The sequence below is a fragment of the Photorhabdus africana genome (assembly GCF_035181445.1).
GTDB lineage: Bacteria > Pseudomonadota > Gammaproteobacteria > Enterobacterales > Enterobacteriaceae > Photorhabdus > Photorhabdus laumondii.
This window is the reverse complement of record NZ_JAXBVE010000052.1, coordinates 1-17350: the sequence shown is the minus strand read 5'-3', so window position 1 is coordinate 17350 and position 17350 is coordinate 1. Positions and strand designations below refer to the sequence as shown.

The window sequence follows — 17350 nt, the reverse complement described above, 5'->3', positions numbered from 1 at the left end:
CGCTTATTAAAGCAAATATAACCATTAATTGAAAAATAGTTGCAATAGACTATGAGTTTAAGCCAGTTCCCCTTGTACAAGGGGCACAAAACGCACAGCTTCAATTACTTCACTATGAAAACCATTGCCATGACGTTTCACGGATTTAAGAATTTGTGTATTCTCGCCAACGGGCAAAACCATCACGCCACCATCAGCAAGCTGAAGCATCAATTCTTGTGGGATATACGGAGGCGCAGCGGTCACAATAATAGCATCAAATAACCCACGCGACGGCCATCCTTGCCAACCATCCCCATGTCGGGTTGAAACATTATGCAAATCAAGCTGTTTCAATCTCCGTTTAGCCTGCCACTGTAAGCCCTTGATCCGTTCTACCGAGAAAACATGTTTGACCAAATGCGCTAATATTGCTGTCTGATAACCAGAGCCGGTACCAATTTCCAAAACCTTAGCATCCGGTGTTAACTGAAGCAGTTCAGTCATACGGGCAACAATATAAGGCTGAGAAATCGTTTGCCCATAACCAATAGGCAAAGCCGTATTTTCATACGCTTTATGTGCCAGTGCTTCATCGACAAAACGTTCTCTGGGCACGACAGAAATAGCAGCCAGTAAACATTCATCTTCTATTCCCTGCTGGCGTAATTGTGTCAGCAAATTTTTCATTGCCCGACTCAGCATTCTCCATCAACCTCAGCTTTAGCTAACCAATCTCTTACTAACGCCTGCGCTTTATACGCAGTCAGATCTATCTGTAATGGCGTAATAGATACATATCCCTGTTCCACCGCCGCAAAATCTGTTTCAGGGCCAGCATCATGTTTATCCCCCGGTGGCCCCAACCAGTAAAGCATGTTGCCTTTCGGATCTTGCATAGAATAAACTTCTTCCGCGGCATGACGGCTACCACAACGTGTCACCCGAAAACCTTTAATGTGCTCAAGTGGCAGATCAGGAACATTCACATTTAAAATATTACCTGCTCTCAACGGCGTTGTTTGTAGCATTTGTAGCAAACGACAGGTGATTTCTGCCGCTGTTTGGTAATGCAATTCGCCATCAAGTGAAATAGCCAATGCCGGCAACCCCAGATGGCGGCCTTCCATTGCAGCCGCAACCGTACCGGAATAAATCACATCATCCCCAAGGTTAGGGCCACGATTAATACCAGAAACAACAATTTCAGGGCGCGGAAGAACCAGCCGATTAACACCGAGATAAACACAATCTGTTGGTGTGCCGCCCAATACCGAAATATCACCATTCTCCAGCGTATTAACACTTAATGAACGATCAAGGGTCAATGAATTAGATGCACCACTCCGATTACGATCAGGAGCAACAACCTGCACATGATAACTTTCACGCAATGCAGCCGCCAAAGCCTGAATGCCCGGAGCGGTCACACCATCATCATTACTCAACAATATTCGTAACATTATTTTGATCCTGATTGATTATTTCCCTGACCACACTGGTAGCAAAACTGCCAGCAGGCAACCAGAAACTGATTTTTACCGTGTCATTATCTTGCCATTGCCAGCTCAGATTCTGAGGCTGCACTAGAATCGCCCTACGGCAACCCTCCACCCTTTCACGCTTGATAAGTTCCCACAACGATTGATAAGGCTGCAAATATTGCCGTTCAAAATCCGCAGCTTGGCGCTGTGTTCCCAATTCACCATCACCAGGCAGCGGTGCCGTTATTTGTAATTCTCCATCGATCACTCGCTGTTGCAATACAGGCAATTCAGCTTCGTCGGCAACAAACCAACTACCACGCCCTGCTAATTGTAGGGCGTCACCCGTCATTACCTGTTGTTGCTGTTTCAGAGCAATCCGCGCACTGGCTACCGCATTAAACATAGCACTACGACTAGCTGACAGATAAAAACTACGTTTACTTCTCTCTTTTACTCGGATTTCATTATTTGCCCAACGCTGTGCTTGAATCAGATTTTGCCCATCCCGACCAAAACGCTGTTCACCAAAATAGTTAGGCACGCCACCTTGCTGAATCAGCCGTAGTCTGTTTTCAACCAATTGATGATGACTGATTTCCCGCAAAATCAGCGTAAATGAATTTCCTTTCAATGCGCCAATGCGTAGTTTACGTTTCTGACGAGCTGTCGTCAGAACCTCACACCCCTCAAGCTGAAACGAGGCAAAATCAGGCTCCTGTTTGCCCGGTAAGTGCAAACAAAACCACTGTTCTGTCACTGCATGACGGTCTTTTAAGCCAGCATAACTGACCGATCTAGACGGTATACCAGCGAAACGAGCAAGGTTATCTGCAACAAATTGGGTATTACAACCCGTTTTACGAATATGCACCATTAAGTGCTCACCTTCTCCATCTGGAGAAAATCCCAAATCTTCACAGACAATAAAATCTTCCGGCGAAGCCTTTAATATCCCCGTCGCTTCTGGTTGCCCATACAGCCAATTTAGTTCAGCCAATACCATCAATTATTCCTTAACCAGCAAAGCAACCGCTTCGCAAGCAATACCTTCTTTACGCCCAACAAATCCCAATTTTTCGGTGGTTGTGGCTTTAACATTGATATCATCAATGTGACATTGCAGATCTTCTGCCAGATTGACTCTCATTTGTGGGATATGCGGCAACATTTTGGGTGATTGAGCAATAATCGTAATATCCAGATTGCCAATCCGATACCCCTTTTCTCTAATACGCGAATAGGCTTCGCGCAATAATTTACGGCTATCCACCCCTTTAAACGCCGGATCAGTGTCTGGGAATAATTTCCCGATATCGCCCAATGCCGCAGCACCTAACAAAGCATCCGTTGCTGCATGGAGAGCAACATCACCATCAGAATGCGCTAACAACCCTTGTTCATAAGGAATACGAACACCACCGATAATAATCGGCCCTTCACCACCAAATTTATGTACATCGAAACCGTGTCCGATCCTCATGATGTCTGTTCCTTTATTTTCTAGACAGATAAAATTCAGCCAATGCCAAATCCTCAGGGCACGTGACTTTTATATTGTCCGAACGCCCGTTAACCAACACCGGTTGATAACCACAATATTCCAATGCGGAAGCTTCATCTGTAATATTAACGTGTTGAGAAAGTGCTTTTGATAAACAATCCCTTAGTAACATCAATGGGAAAAACTGCGGTGTCAGTGCATGCCAAAGATCTTGCCGTTCTACTGTATGGTCAATAATCTGATCAACCCGTCCGCGTTTCATCGTATCGCGGACCGGCGATGCCAGAATACCACCGCATGCCATATTTCCCTGTTCATTGGCTTCTGCTAATTGTAACAAACGGTTAAGATCGTCATGGTGTAAACAAGGGCGGGCAGCATCATGCACTAAAACCCAGCAATGATCATTGTCAGTCAAATGAACCAGATGATTTAAACCAGCCAGCACAGAATCTGCTCGCTGTTCACCACCGGTTACCGTAGTAATGCGCGAATCCGATGCAACCTCAAGGGATTGAAACTGTGTGTCCGCGGGATTTAAAACAATCACAACATGCTGAATACGGGGATGAGCAAGTAATGCAGCCAAGGTGTGCTCAATAATAGTCTTTCCAGCAATAAACAGGTATTGCTTTGGGCAATCCGAATTCATTCGGCTACCAATACCCGCTGCTGGTACCAAAGCAATAATATCAGCACAGGAACGAAGTAATAGATTGTTCATTTTAATTATTGAGTATTATTTGGAGTCGAGGGACGCGAAGTATTTTCTTTAGATTTATCAACGATTAAACGATAAAAAGTTTCACCCGGTTTGATCATGCCCAATTCACTACGGGATCGCTCTTCGATGGCTTCCTGTCCACCCGTAAGATCATCAATTTCCGCCGATAACTGATCGTTACGCACTTTAAGTTTGCTGTTATTACGCTCTTGCATCACAACATCATTCTTAACCCGCACATAATCATGAATGCCGTTTTTACCAAGCCACAGTGAATACTGTAGCCATCCAAGTAAAACCAGTAATAGTAGCGTCAGTTTACCCATTTCCGCCCCCTGAAATATCTGTCAATCATCCCATAACTCAAAGAATGACGCTACTATCACAAAACAGGGTAGGAGAAAAATAGTTGAATGAAGCTATTTTACACAAGCACATCACTGAAAACGCAATAATGTGCTTTTTGTTGGCGTTATCCGTGATGAATCCTTGAGCGTATAATGCCGCTCTTTTCCAATTCCACCAGCAACTGGGCCACAGAAGCTTCAGCGGGTTGTTGGCCTGCAAGATAAATTTCCGGGTTATCGGGAACCTCATAGACTGAATCAATCCCCGTGAAATGACGAATTTCACCGGCACGAGCTTTTTTGTACAACCCTTTCGGATCACGAGATTCGCAAATTTCCAACGGTGTATCGACAAAAACTTCAATAAATTGCCCCGGTTCCAGCAGTTCACGAACCTTTTGCCGCTCTGCTTTATGAGGAGAGATAAAAGCCGTCAGCACGACTAAACCCGCATCGACCATCAAACTGGCAACTTCACCCACACGACGGATATTTTCCTGCCTATCCTGTTCGGAGAAACCCAAATCACGACAAAGGCCATGACGCAAGTTATCACCATCAAGCAAATAAGTTTTTATTCCCCGTTGAAACAGGGCCTGCTCTAAGGCCCCGGCCACAGTGGATTTCCCTGAACCCGATAAACCAGTGAACCAAATAACCAGTGCAGGATGTCCATTTTCAATCTCCCGCTGCACTCTGGTCAGTTGATATGGATGCCAAACAACGTTTTCTGATGGCAAATTTTCAATGTCAGCCAATTTATTTACCTCCCAGTAAATCTCTGGCTCCCCAATGAGGGAAATGACGACGAATCAACCGATTCAATTCCAGTTCAAATTCGCTGAATTCTTTTGGCCCTTCATAAACATCTGTCTGAATTTCACGTACCAATCCCGCACCAACAGTGACATTAGTCAGTCGATCGATCAAAATAATGCCGCCAGTGTCGCTATTTTGCTGATAGCTATCGAGCATTAATAGCTCTTCAAAAGAAAACTCCACCGATCCGATGGCATTTAATGGTAAATCAACAGCCACCCGCTGTGTCAGGTGAGTAATATCCACTTGGTATTGAATATTCTCAACTTTCCCACGGCTCTTTTTACCCGCCACTTTAATATCAAGGTTCTGCCCCTGCACCAAAGGCTGTTCAGACATCCATACCACATCCACCAGCGCATGTCGGGTAGCCATCATCTCATCATCGGCAGAAATCAGCAGATCACCGCGGCTGATATCAATTTCGTCTTTCAACACCACCGTAATAGCTTCACCCGGAACAGCAAAATCCAAATCACCATTGAAAGTCACAATCCGCTCCACCTGTGAGCAGATACCCGATGGCATGACTTTAATTTTCTGCCCTTTACGTAAAATCCCAGACGAAAGTGTGCCACTGTAACCACGAAAATCGAGATCAGGCCGACTAACATACTGTACCGGGAAGCGCAGTAACTGCTTCGAGGCTTCCTTTTTTACCTCAACTGCCTCAAGGATATCCAACAACGTTGGTCCTTCATACCAATCCATATTACGACTTCTAGTGACAATATTATCGCCATCAAGTGCAGAGATTGGGACAAAATGAACGTCCAAATCTGTCGGCAATTGGGCAGCGAAATTCATATAATTCTGTTTAATCTGATCAAAAACTTCCTGACGATATTCCATCAGATCCATTTTATTCACCGCTACCACCAAATGGCGAATCCCTAGCAATGTACTGATAAAACTGTGACGACGGGTCTGCTCCTGAACACCTTTACGCGCATCAATCAACAGAATAGAGAGATCACAGGTCGATGCCCCCGTTGCCATATTACGGGTGTACTGCTCATGTCCCGGTGTATCAGCAATGATAAATTTACGTTTTTCTGTCGAAAAATAACGATAAGCCACATCAATGGTGATGCCCTGCTCGCGCTCTGCGGCAAGACCATCCACCAATAAAGCCAGATCTAATTTTTCACCCTGAGTACCGATACGTTTACTGTCATTCTGCAATGTTGAAAGCTGATCTTCGTAGATCTGACGGGTATCATGTAACAAGCGTCCAATCAGAGTACTTTTGCCATCATCCACGCTGCCACACGTCAGGAAACGCAGTAATCCTTTCTCTTGTTGAGCGTGCAGATAAGCTTCCACACCGCCCTGTTGTTTAATTTGATAAGCAATGGTTTCATTCTGTGCAAGCGCTGACATGGTTGTTCTCCTTAGAAATAACCTTGACGTTTTTTCAGTTCCATAGAAGCAGATTGATCGCTATCAATCAGACGCCCTTGCCGTTCACTTGTCGTCGATATCAGCATCTCTTCAATAATTTCCGGCAATGTTTCAGCATCAGATTTCACTGCACCCGTCAACGGCCAACAACCGAGAGTACGGAAACGCACTTTGCGCTGGCTGATAACCTCACCCGGTTTCAGATCGATCCGATTGTCATCAACCATAATCAGCGTACCCTCACGCTCCAATACCGGGCGTAATTTGGCAAAATAAAGAGGAACAATATCAATTTGCTCCAAATAGATATATTGCCAAACATCCAGTTCAGTCCAGTTAGACAATGGGAATACGCGAATACTTTCACCTTTGTTAATCTGGCCGTTGTAATTACGCCACAATTCAGGGCGCTGATTTTTAGGGTCCCAACGATGTGAACGATCACGGAAGGAATAGATCCTCTCCTTGGCACGTGATTTCTCTTCATCACGACGGGCACCGCCGAAAGCAGCATCAAAACCATATTTATCCAGTGCCTGCTTTAACCCTTCGGTTTTCATGATGTCAGTATGTTTGGCACTACCATGCACAAATGGATTGATTCCCATTACTTCCCCTTGCGGGTTGCGATACACCAACAGTTCAAAGCCGTAATTCTTCGCAGTACGATCACGAAACTCGTACATTTCGCGAAATTTCCAGCCTGTATCCACGTGCAGCAAAGGAAATGGCAATGTTCCCGGATAGAACGCCTTGCGTGCAAGATGAAGCATGATCGAAGAATCTTTACCGATAGAGTAAAGCATCACCGGGTTTTCAAACTCGGCGGCCACTTCCCGTATAATATGAATACTTTCAGCTTCAAGTTGCTGCAAGTGTGTCAATCTTTTCTCATCCATTACAACTCCTTATGCAAAATCGACTACTGCCGGACGGCTTATCTTGGCAATAGATTGCTGCCCAAACCAAGCTATCTGATGGTGGAGTTGAACCACCTCTCCCACCACCAGTAAAGCCGGCGACGGTGCCCTCTGTGCTAACTGTTCCAGTTCAAGCAAAGTGCCGGTTAACACTTGCTGCTCTAGACGAGTACCACAACCAATGACGGCTACTGGTGTCTCTTTCGCTCGCCCATGTAAAATTAATTGATGACTTATCAAGGCTGACTTTACCGTCCCCATATAGATCACCAGAGTCTGATTGCCTCCAGCTAAAGTTGGCCAATCCAACTCATTACCCTTTTCTCGACAATGACCGGTAATAAAAGTGATACTCTGTGAATGTTCCCGGTGAGTTAGCGGAATTCCTGCATAAGCCGCTGCCCCGATGGCGGCGGTAATGCCCGGTACAACCTGAAAAGGGATACCTGCCGATGCTGCAACTTGTAGTTCTTCACCGCCACGGCCAAAAATAAAGGGATCACCGCCTTTAAGACGAACCACTTTTTTCCCCTGTCCAGCAAATTTCACAATCAATCGGTTAGTTTCCTCCTGAGAAACAGAGTGATTACCCGCTCTTTTGCCAACGCAAATTTTATCTGCATCACGGCGAATCAGATCCAGTACCTCGCTGCTGACCAAATGATCGTAAAGCACCACATCAGCCTGCTGAATAACCTGTAATCCCTTTAACGTCAGCAATCCCGGATCACCAGGACCAGCCCCAACCAAAGCCAACTCTCCCTGCGAATCAGACTGTTCTAGTTGTTGCTCAAGCTGTTTTTCCGCCTGTTGGATCTGACCATTTGCAACCAACATAGCGAAACGACCATTGAAAGCCTGTTCCCAAAAAGAACGACGCTGGCGCATGGAAGTTAATCGCTGTTTTACTCGTTCACGCCACTTCCCGGCGATTTTTGCCATCGTGCCAAGGCTGGAAGGCAGTAACGCTTCCAGTTTTTCTCGGATTAAACGCGCCAATACCGGCGCTTTTCCCGCCGATGAAATCGCCACCAAAACCGGAGAGCGGTCGATAATTGATGGAAAAATAAATGAGCAATGAGCTTGATCATCAACGGCATTGACCAAAATACCGCGCTTATTAGCCTCAGAAAAAATCCGATGATTTAGAATGCGATCATCAGTCGCCGCAATAACCAAAAAGATGCCATCAAGATATTCAGGCTGGAATTTTTCCTTATACCATTCCAACTCACCAGCTTGATAACGTTGTTGTAATTCAGAGCACAATTCAGGCGCTACAACGTGTAATAATGCACCTGCCCGTAGTAGTAAAGTCGCCTTACGTACGGCCACCTCTCCACCACCGACAAGCAATACAAGCCGCCCTTTCAGCTCAACAAATATCGGTAAGTAATCCACGATTGCCCTTGATATCCAGTGAAATATTTATACCCGTTATCTTTCAAGTTGCCTCTTTGTTGGCTGCACTCGCTCACCCCGGTCACATAGTTTGCTATGCTCCCGGGGATTCACTCCCTTGCCGTCGCGATGCATCTTGAAATCCATAGGGTATATAAGCATTGAAACTGTTTCGAATGAATATATGAGTCGGCGGTAAAGTTATAAAATGACAAAAAGGAATTAATAGTTCTGTAATGGAATATAGGTGATCTCGCCAAAATAGCTTTTCATTATCATCAATCCCACTCAGGAAATACCAGGTTTTTAATTCTCATGTAACCCACATTCCCGCTTCAAGCCAAAAAAACGGGTTTGTTCTTCACTCATACCCGGTTCCCATTTCTGGGTTGTATGGATGTCACCAACAGAAAGATAACCTTGTTCCCATAATGGATGATATTCCAAGCCATGCTTTGTCAGATATTGATGCACACGCCGGTTATCCCAGTCGATAATCGGCAAAATCTTAAATACTCCCCGCTGTACAGCTAAAACCGGTAATTTTGATCGGCTTTCAGATTGCTGACGGCGTAAACCAGCAAACCAACTTTGTGCTCTCAGATTTTTCAAAGCCCGATTCATTGGTTCAACTTTATTAATCTGATTGTAGTGTTCTATTCCCTCTACACCTTGCTCCCACAATTTCCCATAGCGAGCTTCCTGCCAGGCCGGGGAACGCTCAGCACTGAATACGTGTAAATTCAGTTTCAGTTGCGTTGTGAGTTTATCTATGAATTGATAAGTTTCAGGGAATAGATAACCGGTATCAGTAAGTATGACCGGAATATCAGGATATTCTTGTGTCACTAAATGAAGACATACCGCCGCCTGAATACCAAAACTGGAGGAAAGAACAAACTCCCCTGGCAAATTTTCCAATGCCCAGTTTACTCTCTGGTGAGCATCCATCATTTCAAGCCGAAGATTAATCTCAGCCAATGATTGCTCTTGCTGTTCAGCAGTCATACCAACAAATTGAGATAAGCTGAATTGGCTCATACCGCCTCCCGCCAATCGTAAAAATCGCGGGCTGAATCCAGTACTGGCTTGATAATATCCGTGCGGATCAGAAAATCACCAAAACCTTCATTTGGCTGCCGACCTGTCGCCCAACGCCCAATAAGTTCATCCATGATGGATAAGATCTCTTGTGAGCTGATATTTTCTTTATACATGCGTGGAATACGGGTACCAATCCGATTACCACCAAGATGAAGGTTATAACGATCAAGCGCTTTGCCGACTAGCCCTACCTCCGCCAACATCGCTCTACCACAACCATTCGGACAACCCGTCACTCGCAAAACAATATGTTCATCACTAATACCGTGTTTATTCATCAATTGTTCAACATGAGTGACAAACTCCGGTAAAAAACGTTCAGCCTCAGCCATTGCCAATGGGCAAGTTGGGAAAGAGACACAGGCCATTGAGTTTTCACGCTGAACTGTGGTTTTATCGTCAATCAATCCATGCTGACGAGCGATAGTTTCAATGTGTTGTTTCTCACTTTCAGGAATACCAGCAATGATTAAGTTCTGATTGGCCGTCAGGCGAAAATCCCCTTTATGTATTTTTGCAATTTCAGCAACACCGCTTTTCAGCGGCTTACCGGGGTAGTCCAAAAGGCGACCATTCTCAATAAACAGCGTCAAATGCCATTTATCATCGATACCTTTCAGCCAACCAATTTGATCACCACGACCAGTAAATTCATAAGGTCGGATTGCCTCAAATTTCACGCCAGCACGTCTCTCTACCTCTTCTTTAAAAGTATCAACACCAACCCGCGCCAACGTATATTTGGTTTTGGCATTTTTACGCTCAGTCCGGTTACCCCAATCACGCTGAGTTGTCACCACAGCTTCCGCAATTGCCAGCGTATGCTCAAGCGGGATATAACCAAACTCACTCGCCATACTTGGATAGGTATTTTTATCGCCGTGAGTCATCGCCAAACCACCACCCACCAACACGTTAAAACCAACCAGCTTGCTACCTTCTGCAATGGCAATAAAATTCAGATCGTTGGCATGCAGATCAACATCATTCTGTGGAGGAATAACTATCGTAGTTTTGAATTTACGCGGCAAATAAGTCGAACCAAGAATCGGCTCTTCATCGGTCGTTGCGACTTTTTCTTTATCCAACCAGAGTTCAGCATAAGCACGGGTACGTGGCAGTAAATGTTCTGAGATTTTCTTCGCCCATTCGTAAGCTTGCTGATGTAGCTCTGATTGAATAGGATTTGAGGTACAAAGCACATTGCGGTTAACATCATTCGCCGTCGCGAGCGAATCCAGTCCAACTTGATTCAGCAATTGATGCGCAAGTTTTACATTCCCTTTTAGAATGCCATGAAATTGAAATGTCTGGCGGTTAGTCAACCGGATACTGCCATAAAGGGTATTCTCTTCAGCAAACTTATCAATGCCCAACCATTGCTGTGGTGTAATCACGCCACCCGGCAGACGACAGCGCAACATCATTGCATGGCGTGGCTCCAGTTTTTGCTCTGTGCGTTCAGCACGGATATCACGATCATCCTGCTGATACATGCCATGAAAACGAATCAACAGGAAATTGTCCCCTTCAAAACCTCCCGTCAAGCCATTAGTTAAATCTTCACTGATCGTACCTCGCAGAAAATTACTCTCCTGCTTCATACGCTCACTGTCAGCCAGTTTACCTTCGACAATCAAAGGACCATGTTGTTTATCGTTCATTAGTACACATCCCTCTGATAACGGCGCTCAAAGCGCAGTTCACTTAAGAATTCATCTGCCTGTTCGGTATCCATGCCGCCATGCTCAGCAATAATATCCAATAACGCATGTTCCACATCTTTCGCCATGCGGTTTGCATCACCACACACATACAGATGTGCACCTTCCTTTATCCAGCGCCATACCTCTTCACCCTGCTCACGCAGTTTGTCCTGAACATAAATTTTATGCTGCTGATCACGGGACCATGCCAGATCAATACGAGTTAACAGGCCATCTTTGACATAACGCTGCCACTCCACTTGATAGAGAAAATCTTCAGTAAAATGTGGATTACCAAAGAACAACCAATTTTTCCCTTCAGCGCCATCAGCCTCCCTTTGCTGCATAAATGCCCGAAATGGTGCAATTCCGGTTCCCGGCCCAATCATGATGACAGGCGTACGTGGATTAGCAGGCAGACGAAAATTATCGTTATGCTCAATAAAAATACGAATATCACTATTTTCCTGTAAGCGATCTGCTAGATAGCCGGATGCACCGCCGGTGCGGACCCGCCCGTCAATTTCATAACGAACCACACCAACTGTAAGATGAACTTCATTTTCCACTTCTGCCTGAGAAGAAGAAATTGAATAAAGTCTTGGTGTCAAAGGCCGAAGTAAATCAATAAATTGCTGCGCCTCTGGTTGAGAAGCCGCTGCTCTTATCATATCGGCAATCGGTTTGTTGTGAGCGTATTGTTGTAATGCTTGTTTATCAGCAATCAAAGAAAGTAATTTTTCATCTTTCGCGAGAACGGCGTATTTTTCCGCAATCACACTGGTATTTTGGGTTAGCTCAACATGGCTGATCAGCGCTTCTCTTAATGACAATTTCTGACCATTAACCTCAACTTGTTCTGTTCCCTGCAACCAGAGCAAATTCAACACTTCATCCACCAACGCCGGATCATTTTCAAACCAAACACCCAAAGCATCACCTGGCTGATAACGTAAACCTGAATCACCCAGATCAATTTCAATATGGCGAACATCTTTATCAGAACCACGACCTGTTATTTTCTGACGAGTAGCTAAAGCCGCAGTCAATGGTGCCTGTTTAGTATAAGAAGTTGAAAAAATTTCATTTACCGATCTGTTCTGTGCAGAAGTAATCTCAGTTCCTGTCTCAGCAGGAATACGCTGTTTCAGGATCCCAGTTAATTGTTTACGCCACTGAGCCGCAACCTGCTGATATTCGACATCACCATCTACACGCTCCAGAAGCCGTTGAGCGCCTAATTCATTCAGACGATTATCGAAATCTTTTCCAGCCTGGCAAAATCGCTCATAAGAGGTATCACCCAGACCAAAAACCGCAAATACCGTATCATTCAGTTTCGGCGCCTTTTTAGAATAGAGATATTTGTACAATGCAACCGCTTCCTCAGCAGGTTCTCCTTCACCTTGAGTAGAAGCAATAATTATCAATATCTTTTCTTGAGCAATTTGTTTGAATTTATAATCACCGGCATTGAATAGATTGACATTGAGTTTCTGTGCCAACAAATCCTCACGGAGCTGCTCAGCTAAACGACGAGCATTACCGGTTTGTGAAGCTGAAATTAATGTAATCGTCTCCTGTGCCGGAACCGCCGGAGCTACAGACTGAACCTGTGGTTGTTGATTCACCATTCCCCAAAAATAACCAGACAGCCAAGCTAATTGAGTTGGTGAAAAATCCCCAATTGCCGATTGCAAATGCACTAGCTGTTCAGGTGAAACCGGAAGAAATGAAATTGAAGGTGGTTTTATGCTCATGTCCTGTGCTGCCCTTTACGATTACCAATGTCCGTTATTTTTAGTAGAAAAAATAAATAGGGATGGTTTGTAAGGTTATCTCAGCGACTTGTTACTATTTAAAGAAACTATCGCAATATCAAATAACCAAAACGCCTAACCATATTTACAGATTTAATATATCTATAAAACAGTTAATAAGAGCAATAGCAAAAAAATGAAAAAACCAAATTTAATTCAGAAGATCGGGTAGAATAGCAGGTTTTTTGAAGTCAGGGAGAACCACTATGAGCACAACGATTTTTAAAGATTTTCAGTTTGAAGCCGCCCACCGCCTGCCACATGTCCCAGAAGGCCATAAATGCGGTCGCTTGCATGGACACTCATTTATGGTACAACTGGAAATTACCGGGGAGGTCGATCCTCATAGTGGCTGGATTATGGACTTTGCCGATTTAAAAGCCCTATTCAAACCTGTTTGGGAACAGCTAGATCACCATTACCTGAACGATATCCCTGGACTGGAAAATCCAACCAGCGAAATATTGGCAACTTGGATTTGGCATAAAGTTAAACCAATAGTTCCACAACTCAGTGCCGTTATGGTGAAAGAAACCTGTAATGCAGGATGTATTTTCCGCGGCAAATGAAACAACTTACTGCACCAGGAAACCTCTAGTGCAGTAAGCTTTTCTCAGGCGATATTCAAATATTTATGTGTTTGCATAGAAAACCGCCAATTACGGGCAATACAGGTTTCAATACATAAACGGGTAGCTTCTTCTTTCTGGCTAATCGGTTGCAATGCAATAATACGTGATGAGTTGTCATTTAATGTCGCTAATAACTCATCCAATGCTTCAATATCTCTTTCCCTCGCAACCGGATATTTTATTTCATTAGCTCTCTGCAAAGCCTGCTGTAATATCTGGTAACCACCACGCATGTTAACTTTTGGTGAAACCGTCACCCAAGTAGCAGCAGAACACTTAACATGATACGTACCACTGGTTTCTATCTGGCATTGGTAGCCAAGGCTTTCTAACTCGTCGGTCAGCGGAATAAGATCATAAAGACAAGGCTCACCACCAGTAATAACAACGTGGCGTGCGGTATATTTCTGTTGAACAAACAGCGCCGCAATTTGCTTAGGAGAAGCTTCACTCCATTCATTGCTTTCACTCGTCTTCAGCAAAATTGTTTCCAATGTCCGTTGCTTTTTCGCTTCTTTCTCCCAAGTGTGTTTAGTATCACACCAGCTACAACCAACCGGACACCCTTGTAGACGAATAAAAATTGCCGGGACTCCGGTAAAAAAACCTTCTCCCTGCAATGTCTGGAATATTTCGTTAATCGGGTAAAACATAAAAATCTCTGGTTTCATTAGGCAAGGGCGCATTATTGCAGATATCTATCCCTCGAACATCAATCTTTATGATAAGGTACGGGGTTTGCTTCGCTTAGCTAACATGCGACTTGTCGAGGCATTGTGTGCTTAAAATATATCTAGCACTGAGAAAGTGACAGGAATAAATAATGCAGAATAATGAAACTCAGCTGAAACGGGGTCTAACCGGGCGGCACATCCGCTTTATGGCATTAGGCTCCGCAATAGGCACAGGGCTGTTCTATGGCTCCGCAGCTGCTATTCAGCAAGCTGGACCCGCCGTATTACTCGCCTATTTAATCGGCGGGGCTGCCGTATTTATGGTGATGCGTGCATTAGGTGAAATGGCTGTTCACCATCCAGTAGCCGGTTCTTTTTCACACTATGCCAGCCATTACCTCGGACCTTTAGCCGGATTTCTAACCGGATGGAATTATATATTCGAAATGCTGATCGTCTGCCTGGCTGACGTTACTGCATTTGGTTTTTATATGAAACTCTGGTTCCCTCATGTGGAACAGTGGATCTGGGTACTTGGCATTGTCTGCTTTATTGGCGCAATTAATCTTTGTCATGTGAAGATTTTCGGTGAAATGGAATTCTGGCTTTCTATTGTGAAAGTCACCGCAATTATCGCTATGATTATCGGTGGCATGACCATCATGGTCTATGGATTCGGTCAAGAAACAGATCATGCAACCGGCATTGCCAGTTTGTGGGAATATGGCGGTTTTATGCCTAATGGCATCAGTGGCGTGATAGCTTCACTCGCCATTGTGATGTTTGCTTTTGGTGGTATTGAAGTCATTGGTATTACTGCCAGTGAAGCCAAAAACCCCGAGAAAACGATTCCAAAAGCAATCAATGCTGTCCCTTTCCGTATTCTGCTGTTCTATGTACTGACTCTGTTTATTTTAATGTGTATCTATCCGTGGAATCAGATCGGTCAAGAAGGCAGCCCATTCGTACAGATTTTTTCTAGCTTGGGTATCAATTCTGCTGCTAACATTCTCAATATCGTAGTGATTACTGCCGCAGTTTCAGCAATCAATAGCGATATTTTTGGTGCTGGCCGTATGATGTACGGCATGGCTCAAGAAGGACAAGCGCCTAAATCATTCACCAAGCTGAGCCGTAATGGCGTACCCTGGATGACTGTAATCGTTATGTCAGCAGTTCTATTAATTGGCGTTATGCTCAATTATATGATTCCAGAAGAAATTTTCATTATCATTGCCTCTATCGCAACATTTGCTACTGTATGGGTATGGTTAATGATCCTACTTTCTCAGGTTGCTATGCGCCGCAAAATGAGTAAAGAAGAAGTTGAGACCCTGAAATTCCCCGTTCCTATGTGGCCCATAGCACCAGCATTAACCATCATCTTTATGGTATTTGTTATTGTATTACTGGGCTATTTCGAGAAAACCCGCATTGCATTAATTGTGGGAATCACATGGGTAATCTTATTATCAATCACCTATTTTTTTAGCAAAAAGAAAAATATTTCTCAAATCCATCAGATAAACAAATAATTTTCATTCATAAAAAATGCCAGATTAATCTGGCATTTATTTTAATTTATCCAAATGAAATATATTTAATATTTATCTCAATATAACTTTCACATATTAATAGAAATAAATTTTATTTTTAATATATAAACCCATCTAAACAGATAATAAACAGTTACAATAAAGTAATAATAATATAATATTTTTCAGTCATAAGATTATGTTTTTTCAATGAATTAAATAAAAACTTAATTCATAAAAAATAGACGGATATATTCTTATAATAAAGAATTAATAAAAATTCACAACAAGAGGATTATGATCGGAGGCATCAGTAGGTATTACAATAGCATTAGCTATATTCAACTCTCGGTAAAAAATAAAATCTAAAGGTCTACCAAACGCGATTGTTCGATAGTCATCAGTAAAAGATACTTCTTCAAGGTGTAAATATCTGGTAAAACGTTTTAAAGCATCTAATCGCTGCTTACTCCATGCATTAAAGTCACCAGCCATAATGACTGGGCCATTATGTAAACGAACATGAGCACCAATATTATTCAACTGGCGGCTATACACATCCACACCAAAACTGAAATTTATCGCATGCACATTAATAACCATTAACTGACGATTATCCTGTAAAAGATAAACAGTGATGAGAGCAGACTTAGATAAACGTAAAAGGGGCTCTTTCTCTCTCAATGGGCAACAATAGACAGGATGAGAAGTTGCTAACGTCATTACACCAGAGGGGTGTTGTGGTAATAGAAATGCGGGAACTTGATCAGATATTAGGTAATTTGAGGTAGCAAATTCAACTAAATCAGGGGTTGTTTGCGCTTCTTGTAATAAAATCAACTGGCTTTCGTTAGTCAGCTCTTTCAGAACCTTTCGCCATGAAGGACGCTGCTGTTTATAGATATTCCATACAACAACCCTAAGCTCATTTGTACCAGTGATCAAAGGAGTACCTATAGGTAATGTATTCCCAAGCTGATGAGTCGACATAGGAAAGACACGTTCAACAGGTTGTCCAGCAACATATCTTATCGCATAGGTTTTTTTTACCACGTAAAAAACCTCTTAAATACAGAATAACTATAAAAACTATCCGATTCTATCAAATATAATAAGGTAATTATTGATTTTAATACTCATAAATAGCAAAAAACCCTGAAATTCCTCTCAGGGTTTATCTGCAAACTAAGGTGGCGGTGCGGACGGGGCTCGAACCCGCGACCCCCGGCGTGACAGGCCGGTATTCTAACCAACTGAACTACCGCACCACCGAATTCTCTTTGATTTACATCGCTGT

17 protein-coding genes and 1 tRNA gene are annotated in these 17350 nt (G+C 43.5%); 2 read left to right on the top strand and 16 right to left on the bottom strand.

Annotated elements, in window-relative coordinates; genetic code table 11:
* Nucleotides 1-57: 57 nt before the first annotated feature.
* The 13 genes from SLS51_RS20225 to cysJ form a co-directional block, all read right to left on the bottom strand.
* On the bottom strand, nt 58-684 hold the full coding sequence (locus SLS51_RS20225; RefSeq protein ID WP_323840386.1) for a protein-L-isoaspartate(D-aspartate) O-methyltransferase: 627 nt from the start codon (nt 682-684) through the stop codon (nt 58-60).
* Nucleotides 678-1442, bottom strand: a complete 765-nt coding sequence (gene surE / locus SLS51_RS20220) for a 5'/3'-nucleotidase SurE (RefSeq protein WP_323840385.1) — start codon at nt 1440-1442, stop codon at nt 678-680. Before surE ends, SLS51_RS20225 begins: the two co-directional genes overlap by 7 nt.
* Nucleotides 1420-2469, bottom strand: coding sequence for a tRNA pseudouridine(13) synthase TruD (truD, locus tag SLS51_RS20215; protein WP_323840384.1), 1050 nt, complete (start codon nt 2467-2469; stop codon nt 1420-1422). The genes surE and truD overlap by 23 nt, the downstream gene beginning before the upstream one ends.
* A 3-nt stretch (nt 2470-2472) precedes the next feature.
* Nucleotides 2473-2946: a 2-C-methyl-D-erythritol 2,4-cyclodiphosphate synthase gene (gene ispF / locus SLS51_RS20210; protein ID WP_323840383.1), complete on the bottom strand. Its 474-nt coding sequence runs from the start codon at nt 2944-2946 to the stop codon at nt 2473-2475.
* 13 nt (nt 2947-2959) lie between these two features.
* Complete coding sequence (ispD, locus tag SLS51_RS20205; RefSeq protein WP_323840382.1) at nt 2960-3691, bottom strand: 2-C-methyl-D-erythritol 4-phosphate cytidylyltransferase; 732 nt, start codon at nt 3689-3691, stop codon at nt 2960-2962.
* A 5-nt stretch (nt 3692-3696) separates the two neighbouring features.
* Nucleotides 3697-4017 (bottom strand): cell division protein FtsB, encoded by a 321-nt coding sequence (ftsB, locus tag SLS51_RS20200; protein ID WP_323840381.1) that lies wholly within the window; start codon nt 4015-4017, stop codon nt 3697-3699.
* Between the two features lie 146 nt (nt 4018-4163).
* Nucleotides 4164-4796: an adenylyl-sulfate kinase gene (gene cysC / locus SLS51_RS20195; RefSeq protein WP_323840380.1), complete on the bottom strand. Its 633-nt coding sequence runs from the start codon at nt 4794-4796 to the stop codon at nt 4164-4166.
* A 1-nt stretch (nt 4797) separates the two neighbouring features.
* Nucleotides 4798-6240: a sulfate adenylyltransferase subunit CysN gene (cysN, locus tag SLS51_RS20190; protein WP_323840379.1), complete on the bottom strand. Its 1443-nt coding sequence runs from the start codon at nt 6238-6240 to the stop codon at nt 4798-4800.
* Nucleotides 6241-6251: 11 nt separating this feature from the next.
* The gene (gene cysD / locus SLS51_RS20185) at nt 6252-7160 is read right to left on the bottom strand and encodes a sulfate adenylyltransferase subunit CysD (RefSeq protein WP_323840378.1); all 909 of its coding nucleotides are present in this window, start codon (nt 7158-7160) and stop codon (nt 6252-6254) included.
* A 9-nt stretch (nt 7161-7169) separates the two neighbouring features.
* Nucleotides 7170-8582, bottom strand: coding sequence for a siroheme synthase CysG (cysG, locus tag SLS51_RS20180; RefSeq protein ID WP_323840377.1), 1413 nt, complete (start codon nt 8580-8582; stop codon nt 7170-7172).
* Between the two features lie 306 nt (nt 8583-8888).
* Nucleotides 8889-9623, bottom strand: a complete 735-nt coding sequence (locus SLS51_RS20175; protein WP_323840376.1) for a phosphoadenylyl-sulfate reductase — start codon at nt 9621-9623, stop codon at nt 8889-8891.
* On the bottom strand, nt 9620-11350 hold the full coding sequence (gene cysI / locus SLS51_RS20170) for an assimilatory sulfite reductase (NADPH) hemoprotein subunit (protein WP_323840375.1): 1731 nt from the start codon (nt 11348-11350) through the stop codon (nt 9620-9622). Before cysI ends, SLS51_RS20175 begins: the two co-directional genes overlap by 4 nt.
* Nucleotides 11350-13152, bottom strand: coding sequence for an NADPH-dependent assimilatory sulfite reductase flavoprotein subunit (gene cysJ, locus SLS51_RS20165; RefSeq protein ID WP_323840374.1), 1803 nt, complete (start codon nt 13150-13152; stop codon nt 11350-11352). The genes cysI and cysJ overlap by 1 nt, the downstream gene beginning before the upstream one ends.
* 266 nt (nt 13153-13418) lie before the next feature.
* On the opposite strand from cysJ, the gene queD reads away from it, so the two are divergent.
* Entirely contained in the window at nt 13419-13781 is a 363-nt protein-coding gene (gene queD, locus SLS51_RS20160; protein WP_323840373.1) for a 6-carboxytetrahydropterin synthase QueD, read from the top strand.
* Nucleotides 13782-13825: 44 nt separating this feature from the next.
* On the opposite strand, the gene queE is transcribed toward queD, so the two are convergent.
* The gene (gene queE / locus SLS51_RS20155) at nt 13826-14497 is read right to left on the bottom strand and encodes a 7-carboxy-7-deazaguanine synthase QueE (protein WP_323840372.1); all 672 of its coding nucleotides are present in this window, start codon (nt 14495-14497) and stop codon (nt 13826-13828) included.
* Nucleotides 14498-14667: 170 nt separating this feature from the next.
* On the opposite strand from queE, the gene SLS51_RS20150 reads away from it, so the two are divergent.
* Entirely contained in the window at nt 14668-16053 is a 1386-nt protein-coding gene (locus SLS51_RS20150) for an amino acid permease (RefSeq protein ID WP_323840371.1), read from the top strand.
* Nucleotides 16054-16323: 270 nt separating this feature from the next.
* On the opposite strand, the gene SLS51_RS20145 is transcribed toward SLS51_RS20150, so the two are convergent.
* Both SLS51_RS20145 and SLS51_RS20140 read right to left on the bottom strand, forming a co-directional pair.
* Nucleotides 16324-17106, bottom strand: a complete 783-nt coding sequence (locus tag SLS51_RS20145) for an endonuclease/exonuclease/phosphatase family protein (RefSeq protein ID WP_323840370.1) — start codon at nt 17104-17106, stop codon at nt 16324-16326.
* Between the two features lie 138 nt (nt 17107-17244).
* Nucleotides 17245-17321, bottom strand: a tRNA-Asp gene (locus tag SLS51_RS20140).
* Between the last annotated feature and the right edge of the window lie 29 nt (nt 17322-17350).